Genomic DNA, 17,923 nt, shown 5'->3' on the forward strand with positions numbered 1-17,923 from the left:
TTTTCCGCCTCAAGCTGCCGGATTCGCTGCTGCTCAGCCGTCAGCGGCTTGCCCTCGCCGGCGCCGCCAGCACGCTCCGCATCGTACTGCGCCACCCAGCGGCGCACGGCTGTCTCAACAAGGTCCATCGACCGGCACACTTCGCTGACCGATAGCCCTTGGTCTCGCACCATCCGTACTACTTCCAGCTTGAAGCTGGCGTCAAATTGTCGGCGCCTTCTTGTCATCTTGCTCTTTTCCTCCTCGATTCAGGATTGTCCTCCTATCGACCTGTCCGAGGAAATTAGACCACTACACCCGAGCGGCGCGCCGGACTGCGCATCCAACGCACAGCCACAGCCGCAACTACCACCTTCCCCCTAATGCTTCATCTGCGGCGCAGCAACGCCTACGTCACCCGCACGCAGCACATCGCTGAGCACACTCTGGCTTCCGGTTTCACCCAGCAACGCGACATCGCGGGCAATGACCTGCGGCAGATGCGTCCGCAGAAACTCCACCCACGTCCTCGTCTTCGCGTCGATGAACTTGCGCGACGGATACAGCGCATAAACATTCATTTTCTGCAGCGTGTATTCCGGCAGCACGCGCACGAGCGATCCCGTTCGCAGTCCGTCGATGGCCGCGTACAGCGGCAACATCCCGATTCCCATGCCTTCACGAATTGCCACGATCAGCGATTCGGCGATATTCACCTGCACGGGCCCGCTCACTTCCAGCGCTTCGCTGCCATTTGGGCCATCGAGTGTCCACTCGCTGGTCGGAAAGGCCGGCGTTTTGAGCAACAGACAGTCGTGATGCAGCAGATCGGCTGGCGTCTGCGGCGCAGCGTGCGCGTGGATGTAAGCGGGTGACGCGCACAAGATGCTGAACGTCGTCCCGAGCAGAAGCGATACGAGATCGGAATTGGGCAACGTCGATGCCCCCACGACAGCGACATCGGCGCTGCCCTCGAACAGATCCGGCATCTGCTGCGAAAGCGTGAGTTCGACGGCAACTTCGGGGTAGAGCGCGCGATATCGCGAGATCGCCGGCAGCACGTAGTGCTGGCCGATGCTCGCGAAGCTATGCATTCGCAGCACGCCCGACGGCCGCTCATGCGCTCCACTTGCTTCTTCTTCAGCATTATCGACATCAGCAAGGATCTGCTGACATCGTTTCAGATATCTCTCACCGGCGGTCGTCAACGCGAGGCGTCGCGTCGATCTGTTGAGCAGACGCGTCCGCAGATGCGCCTCGAGTTCTGAAACCGCGCGGGACATCGCGCCCGTCGTCGTATTCAGCGATTGCGCCGCTGCCGTGAAACTGCCTGCCTCAACGACGCGCACGAACACCCGCATGTTTTGTAACGTATCCATCAATTCTTCTTGACTGAAATCAAGCCGTTATTGTCCGCCTATTGCATGCCGCCATTGTTGAGTGTTCTGCAAGGGATGTTCCCGAGGCCTCGCATTAATTCGCACAACGCCGGCTCCTACAATCGGCGCCTTCAGGGCGGGAGTCTGCATGTCCGGTGCCGCGCTCCTCCGACAACAGCCAAGCGCAGTCTCAACGAATGAAACCCCAGCATGCGATGAAGCAAGCGTCGTCCGATACCACTCCCGGATGGCGAGCCGGCATGTTGCGGGCAATCGCCGATGCGAGCGAAGAGTGGACGACCACCGACGGCCTCGTCTGGCTTCATCTCTTCAAAACGGTGACGGCGGCGCTGCTCGCGCTGGGTATCGCGATGCTGCTCGAATTGCAGCAGCCGCGCACGGCGATGACGACCGTGTTCGTCCTGATGCAGCCGTTCAGCGGGATGGTGCTCGCCAAGAGCTTCTATCGGATTGTCGGGACGTTCGTCGGGATGCTGGCCGCGCTGCTGCTCGGCGCACTGTTCGCGCAGCAGCCCGAGCTTTACATGCTCGGCATCACGGCCTGGATGGGCGCCTGCGTGGCGGCGGCGGTCCGATATCGGCATTTTCGGTGGTACGGCTTCGTGCTGGCGGGTTATACCGCTGCGCTGATCGGCATTCCGACCGTCATGGAGCCGAACGGCCTGTTCCTCGCCGCGTTGACGCGCGCGGCGGAAGTGGCGATCGGCATCATCTGCTCGGCCGCAGTGAGCGCGCTGATCGTCCCGCGCCGGTCGAGCCTGGCGCTGCAAAACGCGCTGCAACTGAGGCATGTCGATTTTACTGCCTTCGCCGTGAAAGTGCTGGAAGGGGCGGTCGAGAGGGGCACGTCGGAGCGATATTTCGCGGATCTCGTCGACGAAGTGGTGGGCTTCGAAGCGACCCGCGCGTTTGCCGCCTTCGAGGACCCCGGCATGCGCTCGCGCAGTCAGGTGCTTGCAAGGCTAAACCACGAGTTCATGGACGTTTGCGCGCGTTTGCATGCATTGCATCAGTTGAGGAAGCGTCTGCGCGACAACCAGTCGATTCTCGTCGTGCAATCGACCGCGCCGTATTTTCGCGAGCTTTCCCAATTGCTCGGCGCTCGCACGGAACGACGCCTCGATTCGTCCGATGCCGCTCGCATCGCCATCAGACTCAAGCGCTTCCAGGCGACGCTGCCGGCCAGAATGCGCGCGACGCGGCGTCCGCTGGAATCGAGCGAGGCGCGATGCCTGCCGGACTTCGATACAGCGGGAGAGTTGCTGTATCGATTCGTCGGCGAGTTCATTCGATACATCGATACCTATGCGTCGCTCGAGACCAATCACAACCCGGCGCGCGAGCGGCCGCCCGTGCGTTACGTGAGCCGGACCAACGGGTTCGTCGTCGCGTGCACGTTCGCGCGCACGGCGGTTGTCGTTGGCGCCGTCAGCTCGTTCTGGATCGCGACGAACTGGCCGAGCGGCGGCATGGCCGTGATCGGCGCCGCGCTCACTTGCGCACTGACGTCGTCCGCGCCGAATCCGGTCAAGCTCGCACTGCAGATGTCCGTCGGCGCGGCGTGCGCGACGATCGCCGGTTATCTCGTCACGTGCTACGTGTATCCCATCATCGACGGCTTTCCGCTGCTATGCGCGATGCTCGCGCCCGTGCTAGCGGCGGGGACGTTCCTCGCGTCGCGCGCGAAGACTTCGGGCTATGGCGTCGGCTTCACGGTGTTCTTCTGCCTGCTCGCCGCGCCCGACAACGTCGTCGCGTACGCACCGGACCTGCTGATCAACAACGGCATCGCGATCGTCGTATCGATGCTCATGACCGCGGTCGGCGCCGCGATCGTCTTCCCCGTGCAGATGCCGTGGCTGATCGCGCGCATCGAAGGCGATTTGCGCAGTCAGATCACGCTCGCCTGCACGGCGCCGCTCGCGGGTCTCGCGCAGCGCTTCCAGTCGAGCACGCACGACCTGATGCACCAGTTGCGCATGCTGTTGCCCAAGCGCTCGCGACGTCACCGTTACGCACTCAGGTGGATGCTGGTGACGCTCGAAGTCGGTCATGCCGTCATCGATCTGCGCACCGACGCCGAGCGCGCGGCCTACGCGACGCAACTGCATACGCGCTGGAAGCCTTCGCTCGATCACGTCACGCGCGACCTCGCGCGGCTTTTCGAGCGGCCCGACAAGGCAAATGCACAGCGCGCGCAGATCGCCGTGCGCGCGGCGATGCGTGTCGTGCAGCAGGTGCTCGATGCCGTCCATGCGGATCGCGAAAAGCGCCACGACCAGCAGCGCATTCTCAGTTGCCTGCACTTCATACGCACGACGCTGCTCGACAAGGACGCGCCATTCGACACGCGTTAGCCGGTAGCCCCGCGAACGCCGATCTTGCCGCAACCTGGAAGAATGCCTTCCGCCAAGCCCTCTTAATCCGCGCCGACCCCGGTCCTATAGTTGGAACCACTGCTCCCGCAGTCACTGAATCGAATGGAGAGATTGAAATGAAAGCGCTGAAGTTGGTCCTGATTGCCTGTTCGTTGTCTGCTGCTGCCCTCGCGCACGCGCAGACGGCGCCGGCGGACGAAAGCGCGCAACAGGTTGCCCAGGCGAGCGCAGCACGCGTCGCGCAACCCGAAGCGCAGCGTCCCGCCACGGCACCGGCAAAGAAGGCCAATGACTGTGTCGGTCCCGTGAGCTACTGCGTGATGTACTTCGGCAGCTAACCCGAGCGGCACGGCGAAGCACCTGCAACACAGCATCAACTGGCATCAGGCGGCAACGGGACGACGCACACCGACAAAAAGACGTGCACTTCGGCTGCCGCGAGCATGACATCGGAGAGACTTTCATTCATGTACGAAGACCGGATTCGTTGTGCCGCGTTGCGCGGCAAGATCACGTCGGCGGCGCAGGCAGCGCTGCTGATTCACGATGGCATGCGCGTCGGCGCGAGCGGCTTTACGCGCGCGGGCGACGCGAAGGCCGTGCCCGTCGCGCTGGCCGAACGCGCGCGTAACGAAGGCAAGCCGCTGCGCATCACGCTGATGACGGGCGCCTCGCTCGGTCACGGCGTCGACAGCTTGTTGACGGATGCCGGCGTGCTCGCACGCCGTTTGCCGTTTCAGGTCGACAACACGTTGCGCCGCGCGATCAATCGCGGCGACGTGATGTTCGTCGACCAGCATCTGTCGGAGACGGTCGAAATGCTGCGCGCCGGCCAGCTCGGCAAGCTGGATGTCGCGATCATCGAAGCCGTTGCGATCACGGAGACGGGCGGCATCGTCCCGACCACTTCCGTCGGCAACTCGGCGAGCTTCGCGATTCTCGCGGACAAGGTCATCGTCGAAATCAATCTCGCGCAGCCGCTCGCATTCGAGGGCTTGCACGACATCTGGATTCCGGGCCGCCGACCGCATCGCGAGCCGCTTCCCATCGTGCGTCCGGGCGATCGCGTCGGCACGACCGCGATCGAGATTCCGCCCGAGAAGATCGCCGCGATCGTCATCACCGACAAGCCCGACAGCCCGTCGACCGTGCTGCCCGCCGACGAAGATACGGCGCGGATCGCAGGTCATCTGATCGAATTTCTCCAGCATGAGGTGTCGCATGGACGCATGCCCTCTCCGCTGCCGCCGCTGCAGGCTGGCATTGGCACGATCGCGAATGCGGTGCTGGCCGGCTTCGTCGAGTCGCCGTTCGAGCCGTTCACGATCTACTCGGAAGTCCTGCAGGATTCGACCTTCGATCTGATGGACGCGGGCAAAGTCACGTTCGCCTCGGGCGCGTCGATCACGTTGTCCGAGAAGCGCCAGGCGCAGGTGTTCGGCGATCTCGCGCGCTATCGCGACCGTCTCGTGCTGCGTCCGCAGGAAGTCAGCAACCATCCGGAAGTGATTCGCCGGCTCGGCCTGATCGCGCTGAACACGGCGCTCGAGTTCGACATCTACGGCAACGTGAATTCGACGCATGTCGGCGGCACGCACATGATGAACGGCATCGGCGGCTCGGGCGACTTCGCGCGCAACGCGTCGTGCGCGATCTTCGCAACGAAGTCGATTGCGAAGGACGGCGCGATTTCGAGCGTCGTGCCGATGGTCCCGCACGTCGACCACAACGAACACGACGTCGATATCGTCGTCACGGAAATTGGTCTCGCGGACTTGCGTGGACTCGCGCCGCGCGAGCGCGCGTCGCTGATCATCGACAAGTGCGTGCATCCCCTCTATCGCGATCTGTTGCGCGACTACTATCGCGACGCGCTGCGTTTCGGCGGTCAGACGCCGCACGTGCTGCGCGAAGCGTTTGCATGGCACGCGCGGTTTCAGGAAACGGGATCGATGCTGCCGGAGCAAAAGGTCACGGCGTGATAGAACCGGGACCGAAGCGTCCCGGTTGAAGTCCAGTCGAAGCTAAGTTGATGTTCAGGCGCCGCCGCTGCCGACCAGACGCAATCGCGTGATCTCCGACGGCGCGCCCAGACGCTTGGGCGGTCCCCAATATCCGGTGCCGCGGCTCGTGTAGACCCACAGGTTATCGAGCCGCGAAAGCCCCGCGACGAACGGCTGTTGCAACCGCACAGCGAAATTCCACGGAAAGAACTGGCCGCCGTGCGTGTGGCCGGACAATTGCAGCGTGAAGCCTGCATTGGCGGCGGCTTCGGCCGTGCGCGGCTGATGCGCGAGCAGCACCCGGATCAGCACGTCGCCGGGCGCACCTTCGAGCGCCGCGGCCGGATCGCTCCGATGCGTGGGATCGAAATGGCCCGCCGTATAGTCGGTGACGCCCGCGATCACCGCCTGCGCGCCGTCGTGCTCGACGACGACATGCTCATTGAGCAGTACGCGCAGGCCCAGACGCTGAAACTCGGCGATCCACGCATCGGCGCCCGAATAGTATTCGTGATTCCCCGTCACCAGATAAGCGCCATGACGCGCGCTCAGGCGCGACAACGGACGCGTGTGCTCGGACAGCCGCTCGACGCTGCCATCGACGACATCGCCCGTCACCGCGATCAGATCCGGCTGGAGTCGATTCACGGCATCGACGATGGCATCGACATAACCGCGCTTGATGGTCGGACCGACGTGAATGTCGCTGATCTGCACGATCGTGAAGCCATCGAGCGCACGCGGCAGATCGTCGATCGGCACGTCGATCGACACGACGCGCGCGCGGCGCCGTGCATTGACGAAACCGACGGCCGTCGACAGCAGCGCGAGCAGCGGCACCGCCGTCGCGCTATCGATCTCCCACTGCGCGACGTGAATCGCTTGCGGCGCGAGCGTCTCGACGATCAGCACGACGAGCAGCATCAGTTCGCGCGCGAACGTCAGCACGAGCAGCGACGAAAAGAAGCCGAGCGGGAGCAAGCCCGCCCACGCGAGCCGGTCGCCGAGCGGTTGCCGTTCGATCGTGCGCGCGATCATGCCGAGCGGAATCAGCAGCACGGACAGCACGAGCCATAGCACGCACAGCCACTTCACGGCGTTATCGACGGGCAGTTCGGGAATGATCCGAATGCCGACGTACACATGCAGCAGGATGCCGATGGCGATGATCCGGACAAGAAACGATAGGCGGCGCATAGGTGGGAGCAGGGCGCTGGCGCAGCGCGGGACACGAGTCGCGGGAAGCACGCCGACCGTTCGAGAGAGGCGGACGGAAGGCGGCCAGTCATTCTACAAGCAGTTTTGCACGCTTGCCGAAGACTCGCTTTCGCGTTGCGGCGCAAGCGATATCCGCGCGCTGCGATGCAGCACGATGGACGCGACAAGTTCTTCGTCATGCCTATTAAATGGATATTGAATTGCAGGCGCTAACGGACTATTCTGAAAGTAAGCGCACTGCCGTCGGCAGTCACCGCGTTCCGTTCACGGCATCAAGGAACGCGAGTATGCCCTGCCAGCGACAGTCGCGCGCTTGATCGCCATATCGGATCGAGGTGGGGGGCAAACATGAAAACGACAAAGATCACACATCGCGAGCATCACATCGGCCACGAAGGCAGCCACGTGATGCTGCCGATGGTCGCGCTGTCGCTGATGGCGCTCGGCGTCTACTACGGCGTGCGCAGCATCGATTTTTCCGAGCTGGGCCGCACCGCGCTGTTCTATGTCGTGATGGTGTTCGTCGCGCTGGGCGTGGCAGGGCTCTTCGGCGTTGCCGCGGCGTGGCTGCGCTCGCGAGGCGACGAGGCCGAAGAGGGCTTCTGTTTTGTCGGCGCGCTCGTCGGCGCGATCGTGTTCTACGTCGCGATGCTGACCAGTTGACGCCGCCTTTCGCTTGCGACGCGTTTCAGCGCGCCGCTATCAACAAACTTCGACCAGCAAACTGCGATCCGCACCGCCGGCGATCAAACGATCCGCGCCGCTTCGTCGAACGAAAGGCGCGGGCTGCGCGGAAAAAGTTTCGAGTGGTCGCCGTAGCCGAGATTGATCAGAAAATTCGACTTGATGGTCGTGCCGGCGAAAAACTCCACATCCACCTTCGCCTTGTCGAAGCCCGACATCGCGCCCGTATCGAGGCCGAGCGCACGCGCGGCCATGATCAGATAGCCGCCTTGCAGCGTCGAATTGCGAAACGCGGTGTCGGCGATCGCGGCTTCGTTGCCCGCGAACCAGCTGCGCGCGTCGGCGTGCGGAAAGAGCTTCGGCAGATGATCGTAGAACGCCATGTCCATGCCGACGATGGCCGTGACAGGTGCCGACATCGTCTTCTCGAGATTGCCTTCGGACAACGCGGGACGCAGCCGCGCCTTGCCCTCGGGCGTCTTCACGAACACGAAGCGCGCCGGGCTCGAATTGGCCGATGTCGGACCGAGCAGCACGAGCTCGACCAGTTGCCTGAGCAGCGAATCGTCGACGGTCCGCGGCTGCCAGCCGTTGTGCGTGCGGGCGGTGCGGAACAGTTGATCGAGTGCGTCGTCGGAAAGAGTCATGATGATGATCGGTACGGTTTCTGGAATGCGGATGAAAGCGCAAGCTGGAAGGCAACCAGGTTGCATGGGACGGGAGTAAGCGCCGAAGCGCCAACTCCCGTCGACAACTGTGTAGGGGACGCGAGCAAGTGCTCTGTATGGGACGGGAGTAAGTGCTAAAGCACTAACTCCGGCCGACGGCTAAAGCGCCAACTCTCGTCGATAGCTGACGCGTTGCAGCGGCACGTCCGATAATAACGCTGTTCCCTTGAAAGAGAGGCTTCGCGAGCGCTGGCTCGCGATCGCAATACGATGTCCGCCGATTTGTTCGACGATTTGCCGACCCCCGATGTCGCGTGGTTTCCCGACTGGCTCGCGCCCGACGCCGCCGCGCAGTTGCTCGCGCGCATCGTCGCGGAAGTGGCCTGGCAGCAGGATTCGATGTTCACGCCGGCGGGCCGCGTGCCGTTGCCGCGCCTGACTGCGTGGCAAGGCGAGCGGGATGCCGTCTACGTGTACTCGGGCATCCGCAACGTGCCGCAGCAGTGGACGCCTGCCGTCGCGGAACTGAGATCGGCCGTCGAGGCAACCTGCGATGCGCCGTTCAACAGCGTGCTGCTCAACCGCTATCGCAGCGGCGCGGACAGCATGGGCTGGCATGCTGACCGCGAGCCCGAACTCGGCAAGGAGCCCGTGATCGCGTCGGTGAGTCTCGGCGTGGCGCGCCGGTTCGATTTGCAGCACAACAAGACGGGCGTCGTGCAGTCGTATCAGCTGAAAGGCGGCAGCCTGCTCGTGATGCGCGGAAGGACGCAGGCCGAATGGCGGCATCGTGTGCCCAAAGAGCCGAAGGTGCAGGGCGAGCGCGTGAATCTGACGTTCCGCTTCATCACGCCCGGAAGATAGCCCCCGCCGGATCGCTACACGCGCGTTAAAAATTAGAAAAAATTTATACGCACGAGGAACCGGTTTCAGCCAGCGGATTCAATGCGGCGATGAACGGTCGGCGCGAGCCGGTCAAACGGCAGCGTGCTCGCGGCGATGGCGGCCACATCCGGATACTGCTCGCGGACGATATCGGTCAGCACCTGTCCTGGCGGCGCTTCGACGAATAGCGTTGCGCCCATTTCGACCATCACCGTCAACGCGTCGAACCAGCGGACCGTGTAGCGCATGTTCGTCGCAAGGTCGTCGCGGATGGCGTCGGCCGTGTGCAGCGCGCGGCCACCGCGATTGCCGATGTAGAGCCTCGAAGGCGCGCGAAACGGCACGCTGCGCGCATAGTCGGTCAGCGCGTCGGCGGCGGCGGCTAGCAGTTCGCAATGCGACGGCACGCTGACGGCAAGCCGCGTCGCCTTGCGCGCGTCTGCCGCGAGCGCGCGCCCGATGAACGCATCGAGCGCGCGGTTCGATCCCGCGACGACGATCTGGCGCGGCGCATTCACATTGCCGACGTACACGTGCTCATTGCGCTCGCGCGCTTGCGCATCGGCGAGCCGTTCGACCTCGTGTTCGGTCATCCCCGCAATCGCGGCGAGCCCGTAGCCGCTGGGGTAGGCGGCTTCCATCAGTTCGGCGCGCTTGCGGACCATCAGCAGCGCATCGGCGAACGCGATCGAGCCGCAGCTGACAGCCGCCGCATACGCGCCCACGGACAGGCCCGCGCTGATCTCCGGCACGAGTCCTTCGGCTTCGAGCGCGCGCTGCATCGCGACGCCTGCGATCAGCAAGCCCGTCTGCACGGCGACGGTCGATTCGAGTGCCGTCGGCGTGTCGAGCGTGAGCACATCGATGCCGAGCGCCTGCGACGCCTCATCGAGCGTCGATCGAATCGCGGCATGATCGCCGAGACGATGCAAGAAGCCTTCGGATTGCGCGCCCTGACCCGTAAAGAGATACGCGAGCATCAGAGAACCGCCTGCGCGTGATCACGCGCCCACGGATCGGCGACAAGCCGTGGACCGTTCGCGTCTCGCGTCATCACGCGTGCCTTGCCGGACGCATATTCGGCGAGCGCGACGCCGCCCGCCGGCGTTTCGAGTTGTGCATCGATGCGGATGCCGGCGCTTCCCGCATGCGTGTCGAGCAGGGCTTGCAGCCGTTGCGCTTCGTCGCGTGGAAAATGATTCGGTATCCGTATCAATAGATCGAGATCGCTCGTCGAAGTGACAGTCGGCTTGAAGGTCGCGAGTTCGAAGCCGACGCTTCCCGTCGGTCCCCATGTGAATGTGTCGAGCATCGACGGCGAATCGCTGCGCAACGCATCCAGTGCGACAAGCGCAGGCAATGCGTGCCGATCCGCAGCGAGCGTCGACGCCGACAATAACGCTTCAGGCTTCACCACAGCCTCGATATCGTTGCAGCGCGCCCACGTTCCATACCGCTCGTTGCGCGCCGCGCCGCGCACGCCCACCGCGACAAAGCCCGGCGCCACTTGCGCCCGTCTCACGACGACGAACGGCGTGCGCGCGAACGCATCGCGGACCCACGCCGGTTCGTTGTCGAACGCTTCGAGACGATGCAAACGCAGAATGTCATGCGCTTGCCAACGCGGATTGCCTGAACCTGTCGCATCGTCGGGCGCAAATGGAGCAACTGCGCACACACGCATCACGCAGCATCCCACTGCTCGGCGAGCCGCCGCCGCACTTCGATCGACGCCGCGCGCGTCTGTTTCGCCGTATCCGATTGCAGCCGCCGCGACAGCCCGCGTTCATCGGACCGCGCGCTCTGCACCGATTCGGCCAGCACGCCGCGCACGCGTTCGATCTGCGCGTCGGTCGGCGCATCGGCATCGATGCCTTCGATCAGCGTGTCGAGCAGCCCGAGCTTCGCGAACGAGGCCATCGTGTACGACATCGGCGTGATCGTTTCGCCGAGCTTGTCGAGTTCTTCGACGGTGCGTCGCGTGACGCGCGCGGCCGCTTCCTTGCCCATCGCGTGCACCATCGTGCCCGGCGCGTCGAGCGCGACGATCCGGTTCGCCTGATAGCCGTGCGCGAGGAACGCGCCCGACATCGCCGGTCCGACGATCAACGCGACGACGGGATGCCCCGCATCGCGCGCACTCGCATACGCATCGACGGCCGATGCGCACGCGAGATGAATCCCAAGCGTCTCTTCGCGATAGCCATACGCCTGGCTCTTCACATCGACGATCGCGACGATGGGGCGCTTGCGATCCGAAGACGCATCACGCGCGATCGCATCGCGCACCCCTTGCGCGAGCCGCCAGCCCTGTTCGAGGCCGACGACGTTATCGGTCGCGCGCGGAAAGCGGTTGTCCGGATCGGGCACGACAGCGATGAAACGCGCCGCTTCACCGCCGAGCGTGCCGTCGCCGGACCAGACGGGCGCGGCCACGGCTGTCGTGTCGCCCGCGAGCGCCTTGAACCAGCGCATGCCGCGCGTGAGTGCGAGTTCGTTGTTCGTTGCGCTCATCATTGCTCCTTGCGTGGCGCGGCTGCCGCGTTTGCCATTGCGTTTGCGTTGAACACTTCACGCATCGTTTCCGGCGATACGTTCGCGGGATCGATCCGCGCAAGCCGCTCCAGATACACCGGCACCTGCTCGCTGCGATGCGCCGCCGGCACGCCGCGCGCAAACGCATCGCGAATCGCGGCGCGGATCGCGTGCGCGTCGTCGTCGACGAGCGCATCGGCGAGTCCTGTCGCCACGCGCTGCTCGCCGCCGATCATCTGCCACACGCGGCGCCGGTCGCTCGCATCGAGCTCTTCGATGCCCGCTTCCTGCTCGATCACTTCGGGGCCGTTCATGCCGAGCCGCCCCTGTTTCGTCGCGATCAGATACGAGCACAGCCCGGCCGCGAGCGACATGCCGCCGAAGCAGCCGACCATCCCCGCGATCACGCCGACGACGGGCACATGACGCCGCAACGCGACGATCGCCGCCTGGATCTCCGCGATCACGGCGAGCCCGAGATTCGCTTCCTGCAAGCGCACGCCGCCCGTTTCGAACAGCACGACGGGCCGCACGATCTTGCCGCGCTCGCAATCGCGCAGCGCGAGTTCGAGCGATGCCGCGATCTTGCTGCCCGATACCTCGCCGATGCTGCCGCCCTGGAACGCGGATTCGATCGCGGCGATCACGGCGGGCTCGCCGTCGATCGTGCCGCGCGCGATCACGGCGCCGTCGTCGGCCTGGCAGACGATGCCTTGCAACGGCAGCCACGGCGATTCGACGCGATCGAACGGACCGAGCAGTTCGCGGAACGTGCCGTCGTCGAGCAGTGCACGCGCGCGCTCGCGCGCGGGCAGTTCGATGAAGCTGTCGCGCAGCGTCAGCGCGGGCGCGGCGGGTGTCGTCATCGTGCTCATGCGCTCGCTCCCTGGCCGTTCGCTTCGGCCGCTTCGACTGCTTCTGCGAGACGCAGCGCGACGACGCCGGGCGTTGCGCCGAAGTCGTTGATCTCGATCTGCGCGGCGCCGTCATAGCGCGTGAAGAAGCGGTCGAGCACGCTCTTCCAGATATGTCCGTAACCGTCGACGCTGGTGCGCACCGTCACCGTCGCCTTCAGCGCATCGGCGGGCGACAGCAGCACTTCGAGATCTCCCGAGCCGACGACGCCCACATGCGCGCGTGTCGTGATCGCGCGTTGCGCCGGATAGTCGAATGTCATCTGTTCCATCAGTTTCAGCTCCCGCTGGCCGCACGATGGGCCAGCCTGTCGATGAAGAGGGTGGCGGCGAGCAGATCGGCCGCGCCGCCGGGAGAAGCGTTGAGCGACAGCAGCTCGTCGTCGAGCGCATCGAGCGCCGCGCGTCCCGCCGCCGTCGATGCGCCGCCTGCCGCGAGCACCGCGCGCGCGCCGCGTTGTCCCGCCCGCAAACCCGCGAGGCCCGCGCGATGCAGCAGGCACGTGTCGTCGAGCGATGCCATGATCGCGAGCAATGCGTCAAGACGCGCGTCGTCCTCGCGGATGCCGTTCGCGCGCGCCGCGCGCAGCGCGGGCAGGCCGACGCCGATCACATGCGGAAAGCCATCCTGCGCTTCCTGGCGCGCGCCGCCGACGCGATATCGCCGACGCGCGCGCTCGCCGTGGCTGTCGGCGGGCGCGGCGAAGCGATCGGGAAAGCAGGCGATCTGCGCGGCCAGTTCGCACACGCGCGCGGCATGCGAGTTCACATGCGCATGCGCGCTTGCATATGCGTGCAACGGCAGCGCTGGCGAAGCAAGCGGAGCGTCTTCGTCGAACACGATGGCCGCGCCCGCAACCAGCAGGCCGACGATCCAGATCGCGCCGCGATGCGCATTGCTGCCGTCCGTCGCGCGCATCATGTCCTGTTCGCCCGCGCGGCCGAGCTGCGCAAGTTCCGCGCGTAACGTAGCGGACGGCATGCGGCCACGCGATGCGCGTGCGAGCGCCGCGAACGTCGGTTCGAGCGCGCGGGCCGAGCGCAGCATCAGCGGCAAGTCGAGATCGCGATGCGCGCCGCTGCCGCGCGCGTCGACGAGCGCGGGCTTCGGTGTCAGTTGCGCCTCTTCGATCAGCGAAGCGACGGCGAGATCGGCGAGTGTCGTGTCGGACAGCGCATCGCACTGGCCGCCGAAGTCTTCGACGCGCGCGCGGCGAACAGCAGCCGCATCCGAACGCAAGGTGGAAGGCAAGCCCATCGCGTCACCAGCTACGGAAGCGCGCCGGCGGCGCATAGAGTCCGCCCGACCACGTAACGAGATCGTCGATGCTGCGCGCCGCGAGCAGCGAGCGCTTCGCTTCGCCGCGCCGGATGCCGAGATCTTCCGGATACGCGACGATGCCTCTGCGGCGCAACTCGGCCGTCTTTTCCGGCTTCGCGCGCAAGCCGATGGGCGTCACGCCCGCGACGGCGGCGACGGCCGCGCGCCGCTCTTCGATGCCTTCCGCCTTGTGCAGATGCGCGATGCCTTCCTCCGTGACAACGTGGCTCACGTCGTCGCCGTAGATCATCACGGGCGCGACGGGCATGCCGCTTTTCGCGCCGACGGCGACGGCATCGAGTTCGTCGACGAAGGTCGGCTCGCCGCCTTTCTTGTACGTTTCGGCCAGTTGCACGACGAGCTTCTTGCCGCGCGACACGGGGCCCTGATCCTTCAGCAGCTTGAGCCACGCTTCGCTCGAATGACGCCGGCCGCGCGGATCGTGTCCCATGTTCGGCGCGCCGCCGAAGCCCGCGAGACGTCCGCGCGTGACCGTCGACGAATTCGCGTCGCCGTCGATCTGCAACGTCGAGCCGATGAAGAGGTCGACGCCGTATTGCCCCGCGAGCTGGCACAGCACGCGGTTCGAGCGCAGCGTGCCGTCGTTGCCCGTGAAGAACACATCGGGGCGCGCTTCGATATACGCCTCCATGCCGACCTCGCTGCCGAAGCAATGCACGCTCTCGACCCAGCCGGACTCGATCGCGGGAATCAGCGTCGGGTGCGGATTGAGCGTCCAGTTTCGGCAGATCTTGCCCTTGAGGCCGAGCGATTCGCCGTAGGTCGGCAGCAGCAGTTCGATCGCGGCCGTGTCGAAGCCGATGCCGTGATTTAGCGACGAAATCCCATACGGCTCGTAGATGCCCTTGATGACCATCATCGCGGTGAGCACCTGCAAGTCGCCGATGTGGCGCGGATCGCGTGTGAAGAGCGGCTCGACGGCGAACGGGCGGTCGGCCTGCACGACCACGTCGACCCACGACGCGGGAATATCGACGCGCGGCAATTCATCGACGATCTCGTTGACCTGCACGATCACGATGCCATGACGAAACGCGGCGGCTTCGGCGATGGTCGGCGTGTCTTCCGTATTCGGGCCGGTGTACAGATTGCCGTGACGGTCGGCCTTTTCCGCGCACAGCAGCGCGACGTGCGGCGTGAGGTCGACGAACATGCGCGCATACAGTTCGACGTACGTATAGATCGCGCCGATTTCGAGCTGGCCGTCTTCGAGCAGTTGCGCGACGCGCAGGCTCTGCGGACCGGCGAACGAGAAATCGACCTTGTGCGCGATGTTCTTTTCGAAGAGCGTCAGATGCTCGGGACGGCTGATGCTCGAAATCAGCAGATGCACGTCGTGCACCTTTTGCGGATCGACTTTTGCGAGCGAGCGCGACAGGAAGTCGGCCTGCTTCTGGTTGTCGCCTTCGAGCGCGACGCGATCGCCGGGACGGATCAGCGTTTCGAGCGCATCGACGATGCGCGCGGCGGGAAGAATGCCGTCTTCGAGCCAGGGCTCGATCGCGGCGAGCCTGCGTCTTTTCTCGTCGCGCCTGGTGGTCCATGAGCGCGCGGCGGGCGCTCCCGTTGCCTGTGCCAATTCGAGCTTGGCTGACTCGACTCGTTGATTCATCGGCGCTTCAACTCCCGATAGTGGATGGAGTGCGCGCGGGCCGTCCGCGCCGTCGGCGTGGGGCCGCCTCGGCGGCTTCGGCTTGCGCGCGTTCCGTCAAGAAACGATAGACAAACTCGCCCGTGCCCAAGAGGTGCACGGACACGAGCGCTTGCGCAGTTGCGATGTCCTTGCGCTCGACGGCGGCGAGGATGTCCGCGTGCTCGGCATCGGACGCGCCCTTGTACTCGGGCAGGCCGAACTTGAGCCGCAGATAGCGCTCGCCGCGCCGGTGCAGCGACGAGATCATCTCGGCAAGTTGCGGGCGGTTCGCGGGCGCGTACAGGCAGGTGTGGAACGCCTCGTTGCGCGTGACGTAAAGAGCCGGGTCCGGCTCGCGCTCGGCCGCGCTGCACAGCGCCGCTGCTTCGGCCAGCGTCGCGGCCGTGTGATTCGGAATCGCGAGCGCGATCGCGAGGCTTTCGAGCGCCGAGCGGATCTCATAGATCTCGCGCGCTTCGTCGGGCGTCAGCCGCGCGACGGTCGCGCCCTTGTTCATCTCGACCTTGACCCAGCCTTCGCTTTCCAGCTGACGCAAGGCCTCGCGCACAGGAATCGCGCTGACCGAGAAGTGGCGCGCGATCGCATCCTGGCGCAGCGGCGCGCCGGGCGCGAGCGTGCCGTCGATGATCGCCGCGCGCAGCGCTTCCGCGATCACACGCGGCGTGCTGGCCCGCGGCGTGTGCGCCGTCGGCAGAAGAGGAGCGTGCTGAGCGCTCTCCAGGGGAAAACCATCGGTTGCGTCGTTCATGACATCAAATATTATATATAAAAATGAACAATTTCCAGCGGGACAAACCCGGGGTTTTCAGAAGGCACGGCGCTGACGCGCTTCCATTCGCGCATGCGGCTTCACGCATGCAGGGGGAGCTGTTGCGTCGTGACGGACACGCAATCCAACCGTAGCACTTGGAGGAGCAGGAGCATGAATTCATCGATATCGGACCGGGCAGGAACCCTCCGGCAGCGTACACCGCTCAACCGGTCGCAGATTGCCGGATTCTGGGGCGCCTGGGCGGGCTGGACGCTGGACGGGATGGACTCGTTCATCTACGCGCTGGTGCTGACGCCCGCGCTCACCGAGCTGTTGCCGCGCTCGGGCTATGCGGCATCGCCTGCGAACGTCGGCCTGGCCGGTTCGATCCTGTTCGCGCTCTTCCTCGTCGGGTGGGGGCTGTCGTTCATCTGGGGGCCGCTCGCGGACCGCTTCGGCCGCACGAAAGTGCTGGCGGGCACGATCTTCACGTTCGCCATCTTCACCGGGCTGTCGGCGACGGCGCACAACGTGTGGGAGCTGGGCATCTTCCGCTTCATCGCGGGCGTCGGCATCGGCGGCGAGTGGGCGTTGGCGGGCACCTACGTCGCGGAGTCGTGGCCCGAGGACCGGCGCAAGATGGGCGCGGGCTACCTGCAGACGGGCTATTACGCGGGCTTCTTTCTCGCCGCCGCGCTCAACTACACGGTCGGCGTGCACTTCGGCTGGCGCGCGATGTTCCTGACGGGCGCCGTGCCCGTGTTCGTCGCGATCATGATCCTCACGCGCGTGAAGGAGTCGGACAAATGGAAGAAGGCGGAAGCGCGCGACGTGGTGCACGTCAAGCCGATGCGCGAGATCTTCGGGCGGACCTATCGCCGCCGCACGTGGGTCGCTTGCGCGCTGTTGACCATCGCGATCATCGGCTTGTGGGCGGGCGCCGTGTATGAGCCGTCGGCCGTGATGCAGCTCGCGGCGCGCGCCGGCATGTCGAAGCCCGAAGCGACGAAGATGGCGTCGATGGCGACGGGCCTGCTGTCGATCGGCACGATTCTCGGCTGTCTCGCGCTGCCGCCGCTCGCCGAACGCATCGGCCGCAAGAAGACGCTCGCCGTCTATTTCGCGGGCATGGCCGTGTCGATCATCGGCAGCTTCGGCTGGGCGTTCTATCTGCCGAACGGGCTCGCGCCGTTCATCGCGTGGCTTTTCGTGCTCGGCTTCTTCGGCGGCAACTTCGCGCTCTTCAGCCTGTGGCTGCCGGAGCAGTTCGAGACCCGCGTGCGCGCAACGGCGTTTGCGTTCTGCACGTCGTTCGGCCGCTTCGTCGGCGCGGGCGTGAACTTCCTGCTCGGCGCGGCCGTGCTCAACATGCACACGCTCGGCGTGCCCGTCGCGCTGACGGCGCTTGCGTTCATCGTCGGCCTGTTCATCATTCCGCTTGCGCCGGAAACGAAGGGCGAAGAGCTGCCGCAGTGACGGCATCGCTCTGTCCGGTGGGTCTGTCCGGCGGTG

18 protein-coding genes are annotated in these 17,923 nt (G+C 65.3%); 6 read left to right on the forward strand and 12 right to left on the reverse strand.

Annotated features, from left to right (window positions below; genetic code table 11):
* Together GCT13_RS26205 and GCT13_RS26210 are read right to left on the reverse strand one after the other, a co-directional pair.
* A partial coding sequence (locus GCT13_RS26205) for a transposase (RefSeq protein WP_152763086.1) occupies positions 1-227 on the reverse strand: 227 nt, incomplete at its 3' end.
* A gap of 132 nt (positions 228-359) precedes the next feature.
* On the reverse strand, positions 360-1,358 hold the full coding sequence (locus tag GCT13_RS26210) for a LysR family transcriptional regulator (RefSeq protein ID WP_152763088.1): 999 nt from the start codon (positions 1,356-1,358) through the stop codon (positions 360-362).
* Positions 1,359-1,555: 197 nt separating this feature from the next.
* Between GCT13_RS26210 and GCT13_RS26215 the strand changes: the two genes are divergently transcribed.
* The 3 genes from GCT13_RS26215 (at position 1,556) to GCT13_RS26225 (ending at position 5,739) form a co-directional block, all read left to right on the forward strand.
* Complete coding sequence (locus GCT13_RS26215) at positions 1,556-3,736, forward strand: FUSC family protein (RefSeq protein ID WP_152763091.1); 2,181 nt, start codon at positions 1,556-1,558, stop codon at positions 3,734-3,736.
* 137 nt (positions 3,737-3,873) lie between these two features.
* Positions 3,874-4,095: a hypothetical protein gene (locus GCT13_RS26220; RefSeq protein ID WP_152763093.1), complete on the forward strand. Its 222-nt coding sequence runs from the start codon at positions 3,874-3,876 to the stop codon at positions 4,093-4,095.
* Between the two features lie 129 nt (positions 4,096-4,224).
* Complete coding sequence (locus GCT13_RS26225; protein ID WP_152763095.1) at positions 4,225-5,739, forward strand: acetyl-CoA hydrolase/transferase family protein; 1,515 nt, start codon at positions 4,225-4,227, stop codon at positions 5,737-5,739.
* 54 nt (positions 5,740-5,793) lie between these two features.
* Here GCT13_RS26225 and GCT13_RS26230 read toward each other — a convergent pair whose 3' ends face one another.
* Positions 5,794-6,957, reverse strand: a complete 1,164-nt coding sequence (locus tag GCT13_RS26230; protein WP_152763097.1) for a metallophosphoesterase — start codon at positions 6,955-6,957, stop codon at positions 5,794-5,796.
* A gap of 369 nt (positions 6,958-7,326) precedes the next feature.
* Between GCT13_RS26230 and GCT13_RS26235 the strand changes: the two genes are divergently transcribed.
* Positions 7,327-7,641: a hypothetical protein gene (locus GCT13_RS26235; RefSeq protein WP_152763099.1), complete on the forward strand. Its 315-nt coding sequence runs from the start codon at positions 7,327-7,329 to the stop codon at positions 7,639-7,641.
* Between the two features lie 83 nt (positions 7,642-7,724).
* On the opposite strand, the gene GCT13_RS26240 is transcribed toward GCT13_RS26235, so the two are convergent.
* On the reverse strand, positions 7,725-8,309 hold the full coding sequence (locus GCT13_RS26240; protein WP_152763101.1) for a malonic semialdehyde reductase: 585 nt from the start codon (positions 8,307-8,309) through the stop codon (positions 7,725-7,727).
* Between the two features lie 291 nt (positions 8,310-8,600).
* Between GCT13_RS26240 and GCT13_RS26245 the strand changes: the two genes are divergently transcribed.
* Entirely contained in the window at positions 8,601-9,194 is a 594-nt protein-coding gene (locus GCT13_RS26245) for an alpha-ketoglutarate-dependent dioxygenase AlkB family protein (protein WP_152763103.1), read from the forward strand.
* A 65-nt stretch (positions 9,195-9,259) separates the two neighbouring features.
* Here the strand turns inward: GCT13_RS26245 and GCT13_RS26250 are convergent, their stop codons facing one another.
* Genes GCT13_RS26250 through GCT13_RS26285 form a run of 8 tightly spaced genes read right to left on the reverse strand, consistent with a single transcriptional unit; the run spans position 9,260 to position 16,408 of the window.
* Positions 9,260-10,195 carry an ACP S-malonyltransferase gene (locus tag GCT13_RS26250; RefSeq protein ID WP_152763105.1) on the reverse strand — a complete coding sequence of 312 codons (936 nt, stop codon included), beginning with the start codon at positions 10,193-10,195 and terminating at the stop codon, positions 9,260-9,262.
* Positions 10,195-10,899 carry a malonate decarboxylase holo-ACP synthase gene (locus GCT13_RS26255; protein WP_152763107.1) on the reverse strand — a complete coding sequence of 235 codons (705 nt, stop codon included), beginning with the start codon at positions 10,897-10,899 and terminating at the stop codon, positions 10,195-10,197. The genes GCT13_RS26250 and GCT13_RS26255 overlap by 1 nt, the downstream gene beginning before the upstream one ends.
* A complete protein-coding gene (gene mdcE / locus GCT13_RS26260) occupies positions 10,899-11,729 on the reverse strand; it encodes a biotin-independent malonate decarboxylase subunit gamma (protein WP_152763109.1) in 831 nt (276 codons plus the stop codon). The genes GCT13_RS26255 and mdcE overlap by 1 nt, the downstream gene beginning before the upstream one ends.
* Positions 11,729-12,625, reverse strand: coding sequence for a biotin-independent malonate decarboxylase subunit beta (locus GCT13_RS26265; protein WP_152763111.1), 897 nt, complete (start codon positions 12,623-12,625; stop codon positions 11,729-11,731). Before GCT13_RS26265 ends, mdcE begins: the two co-directional genes overlap by 1 nt.
* Entirely contained in the window at positions 12,622-12,936 is a 315-nt protein-coding gene (locus GCT13_RS26270; RefSeq protein WP_152763113.1) for a malonate decarboxylase subunit delta, read from the reverse strand. Before GCT13_RS26270 ends, GCT13_RS26265 begins: the two co-directional genes overlap by 4 nt.
* Positions 12,937-12,941: 5 nt before the next feature.
* Complete coding sequence (locus GCT13_RS26275) at positions 12,942-13,922, reverse strand: triphosphoribosyl-dephospho-CoA synthase (RefSeq protein ID WP_152763115.1); 981 nt, start codon at positions 13,920-13,922, stop codon at positions 12,942-12,944.
* 4 nt (positions 13,923-13,926) lie between these two features.
* Complete coding sequence (gene mdcA / locus GCT13_RS26280; protein ID WP_152763117.1) at positions 13,927-15,618, reverse strand: malonate decarboxylase subunit alpha; 1,692 nt, start codon at positions 15,616-15,618, stop codon at positions 13,927-13,929.
* A 7-nt stretch (positions 15,619-15,625) separates the two neighbouring features.
* The gene (locus GCT13_RS26285; RefSeq protein ID WP_152763119.1) at positions 15,626-16,408 is read right to left on the reverse strand and encodes a GntR family transcriptional regulator; all 783 of its coding nucleotides are present in this window, start codon (positions 16,406-16,408) and stop codon (positions 15,626-15,628) included.
* Between the two features lie 174 nt (positions 16,409-16,582).
* Here GCT13_RS26285 and GCT13_RS26290 point away from each other — a divergent pair, with 174 nt between their 5' ends.
* On the forward strand, positions 16,583-17,887 hold the full coding sequence (locus GCT13_RS26290; protein ID WP_152763128.1) for an MFS transporter: 1,305 nt from the start codon (positions 16,583-16,585) through the stop codon (positions 17,885-17,887).
* The last annotated feature ends 36 nt before the right edge of the window (positions 17,888-17,923 follow it).

This window comes from Paraburkholderia franconis (genome assembly GCF_009362735.1).
Taxonomy (GTDB): domain Bacteria; phylum Pseudomonadota; class Gammaproteobacteria; order Burkholderiales; family Burkholderiaceae; genus Paraburkholderia; species Paraburkholderia franconis.